This window comes from Nesterenkonia sedimenti, assembly GCF_012641515.1.
Classification (GTDB): Bacteria; Actinomycetota; Actinomycetes; order Actinomycetales; family Micrococcaceae; genus Nesterenkonia; species Nesterenkonia sedimenti.
In genome coordinates this window covers 1-458 of record NZ_JABAHY010000058.1, presented here as the reverse complement: position 1 = coordinate 458, position 458 = coordinate 1, and the positions used below count along the sequence as shown (strand labels likewise).

Here is a 458-nt window from a genome sequence, read left to right as displayed (position 1 = left end):
TGTATTTCCCCGTGAGGTTGTGAACGCGGGCTGAGGGAACAGCGCCTCCGAGCGCGGTGTGGGTTCTGTGGTGATTGTAGTAGTGCAGGAAATCGCCATACGAAGCTGCACGAGAGGATTCACTGATGTAGGAGCGGGCGTAGGCCCACTCGCTCATCAACGTTCGATTGAACCGCTCCACCTTCCCATTGGTCTGTGGCCGGCGGGGCCGTGTCCTCTGGTGCTTGATCTCTTCGCCCAGAGCGGCTTTGAACGCTGCTGACCGGTAGCAGGCCCCGTTGTCGGTCATCACAGCGCTGACCTGGACTCCGATCTCGGCGAAGAACGCCTCCGCCCGGGCCCAGAACCCGGCTGCGGTGTGTTTTCGCTCATCATCGAGGATCTCTGAGTAGGCCACTCTGGAGTGGTCATCGACCGCGTGATGCAAGAACCGGTAGCCACGAGAAGCTGGCGCCCCG

1 protein-coding gene is annotated in these 458 nt (G+C 61.4%); it reads right to left on the bottom strand.

Features of this window, described 5'->3' with window-relative positions; all coding sequences use genetic code 11:
* Positions 1 to 458 (bottom strand): integrase core domain-containing protein (locus HGQ17_RS14920; protein ID WP_168888738.1); only part of this gene is annotated, 458 nt, incomplete at both ends.